The organism is Thauera sp., assembly GCF_034003485.1.
Taxonomy (GTDB): domain Bacteria; phylum Pseudomonadota; class Gammaproteobacteria; order Burkholderiales; family Rhodocyclaceae; genus Thauera.
Window position 1 is genome coordinate 1 of record NZ_JAVEYL010000087.1, and the last position, 2,619, is coordinate 2,619.

General features: G+C 67.9%; 3 protein-coding genes. All 3 read left to right on the top strand.

Translation table 11 applies throughout. The features are described from left to right. The coding region (locus RBT54_RS18410) for a TIGR03756 family integrating conjugative element protein (RefSeq protein WP_320368427.1) at positions 1–750 on the top strand (750 nt) is incomplete at its 5' end. 10 nt (positions 751–760) lie between these two features. Next, positions 761–2,167, top strand: a complete 1,407-nt coding sequence (locus RBT54_RS18415) for an integrating conjugative element protein (RefSeq protein WP_320368428.1) — start codon at positions 761–763, stop codon at positions 2,165–2,167. Next, positions 2,164–2,517 carry a hypothetical protein gene (locus tag RBT54_RS18420; RefSeq protein ID WP_023115032.1) on the top strand — a complete coding sequence of 118 codons (354 nt, stop codon included), beginning with the start codon at positions 2,164–2,166 and terminating at the stop codon, positions 2,515–2,517. The genes RBT54_RS18415 and RBT54_RS18420 overlap by 4 nt, the downstream gene beginning before the upstream one ends. Positions 2,518–2,619 lie beyond the last annotated feature (102 nt).

Sequence of the window (2,619 nt, forward strand, 5' to 3'; positions counted from 1 at the left end):
TCCGTCAAGGTGCGCCACTACGTCCCCGATGCGGTGGTGTCGAGCTACTCGAACACCGGCGAAAACCCGTGGCTGGAAGTCAGGGCGATGAGCATGCCCAACCCGAGCGCCAAGGCTGGCGGTGACGGCACGACCAATCACGACAACGAGAACAACCTCGCCAAGTTCAAGAACGCCGATGTCATCGGCCATCCGGCCGGGATGGTGTTCAGCCAGTTCGCCAGCGCCTCCGGCTACACCTGCGAAGGCGCTGGCACGGCCTTCATGCCGTATCTGCTGAGCACGCTCGACACGATCGCCTGGCGCTACAACATCCCGGAAGCGTTCTACCCCGAAGCGCTCATCCCCGGCCGGCGCGAAATCGGTACGCGCACCGGCCTGAACCTCTGGGGCAACGTGTATCCCCGCGGTGGCTTCCTGCACCAGACCGACGACCACAAGAGCGGCGCCGTGGTCGCGCAGCGCGCGGGCGACATCGTGACGCGCCGCAACCAGATTCACGTGTATCAGCCCCTGCTGGCCAACGCCCGCGACGGCTACTGGCCGGCCGGCGCGCTGATGGAGACCGACGCCTCGACGGGCAAGTGGCAGGAGCTGACGCCCACGCTCTCGAACAGTTGCGTGGTCTTCCCGCACAGCCGCACCCGCGTGCAGGCCCAGCAGGGCGACTACGCCTGGGCCTTGTGGCGGCCGTACTCCTGCTGCCGGCGCCGTGGCCAGGTCTTCCTCGGCAGCGTCGATTTCATGTGAGGAACCCACGATGAACGCCTCCCTCTCTGACTTCCTCCGCCGCGCGAAATCGCCCCTGGGGGCCACGCTGCTCGTGGCGGCCATCACGCTGGTCGTCGGCGTCGCCTGGGGGCAGACGCGCATCGATCCCAATGGCGTGAACGTCAGCGGCAGCGTGATCGGCGACGACGTGCTCTACAGCATCGGCGGCGGCCGGGCCGTGTCGATGGGTGGTGCCGGCAACATGCAGAGCATCGGCGTCGGCGTCGGCTGGAACAGCAACCTGATCTGCGGCGACATGAGCATCACCACGACGCTGCAGAACCAGCTCAACGGCATCACCAACGGCTTCCAGACGATCATGAGCAACGTGATCCAGAACGCCACCAGCGCCGTGGCCTCGCTGCCGGCGCTGATCATCCAGCGCGCCGACCCGGGCCTGTACAACCTGCTCACCAACGGCATCCTGCAGGCGCGCCTGGATTTCGACCGCTCGAAGATGACCTGCCGCGCCATCGCCAATCGCATGGCGGACATGGCCGGCGGCCAGGCCGGCTGGGACCAGCTCGCCGAAGGGATGGCGCTGCGGGATGCGGTCAGCAGCACCGATGCCGTCTCCGCCATCGAGCAGGCCGAGTCCAACAAAGGGAACAACGGCGTGCCATGGGTCGGCGGCGGCAACGCGGGCGGCTCCGGTCAGAGTTCGATCAAGGTGGTCGGCGACGTGACGCGCGCGGGCTACAACCTGCTCAACGGGCGCAGCGCCACCGATACCTCGTCGATCGCGCGCAGCGCCTGCGGCAACCGCCTGACCTGCCAAACCTGGTCCTCGCCCCAGGCGGCCGCGGACTGGGCGACCCGCGTGTTGGGCGAACGCGAGCAACGCACCTGCGAAAACTGCACGAAGACCCAGACCACGCCTGGCGTCGGGCTGACGCCAATGATCCAGGAAGAGTATGAGACCAAGCTGCAGGTGCTGCAGGAACTGGTGACGGGCGCCCGGCCGACGACGCTGGCCAATCTCGACGCGGCCGGCAGCAGTTCGCTGCCGATCACCCGCGGCGTGATCGAGGCCCTGCGTGACGAACCCGACCAGGACGTGCTGGGCCGGCGCCTCGCGTCCGAGGCAGCGCTGTCGAGCGTGCTGGAGAAGGCCCTGCTGCTGCAACGCACGTTGCTGACCGGCAAGAAGGAGCCGAACGTCGCCGCCAACGAGCTGGCCGTGCAAGCGGTCGACCAGGAGAACAGCGCGCTGGAGCAGGAGATCAACAACCTCAAGACCGAGCTGGAGCTGCGCCGCACGCTGGCCGGCAACTCGGCTATGGCGATCATCCAGCGCCACGGCACCCGCGCTGCCGGTTCGCGCGGCGTCTTCGAGGGCGACACCACACGCGACCGTCTGCGGGAAGTCCAGAAGCCGCGGAGCGGTACGCCATGAGCCGGCTGGCCTGGCTGCGGCTGCCATGGCTGTTCAACCGCCGCGTCGGCGTGGCGCTGCTGTGGACCTTGCTGGTGGCCGCCGCCGCGGTGGCGGTGAACATCGCCGGCATCCACGTGGTCGGCGGCGTCGAAGGCTGGCAGCACTGGCTGCAGGCGCATGCCGGCCATTTCTTCGTGTGGCGGCTGTGCCTCTACGGAGCGACGGCTTACGGCTGGTGGTGGATGCGTCGGCGCCTGTTGCGGCGGGAGCCGTCACGCGAGACGCATCAGCGCCTGCTGCGCACGGAGATCGCGGCCGTGATCGCCGTGGTCGCGCTGGAAGTCAGCCAACTGTTGCGGCACGGCTGAGACCGGGAGGCAGGCATGACGCTCTACACCACGGACTACCTGGAGTATTACCTGACCCTGGTGGCTTGGGTGGTCAACAACGGCATCTGGAGCATTCTCGTG

Excerpts from the sequence above, each read along its gene's own strand:
- RBT54_RS18420 (WP_023115032.1), top strand. The coding sequence starts at position 2,164 with ATGAGCCGGCTGGCCTGGCTGCGGCTGCCATGGCTGTTCAACCGCCGC.
- RBT54_RS18415 (WP_320368428.1), top strand. The coding sequence starts at position 761 with ATGAACGCCTCCCTCTCTGACTTCCTCCGCCGCGCGAAATCGCCCCTG.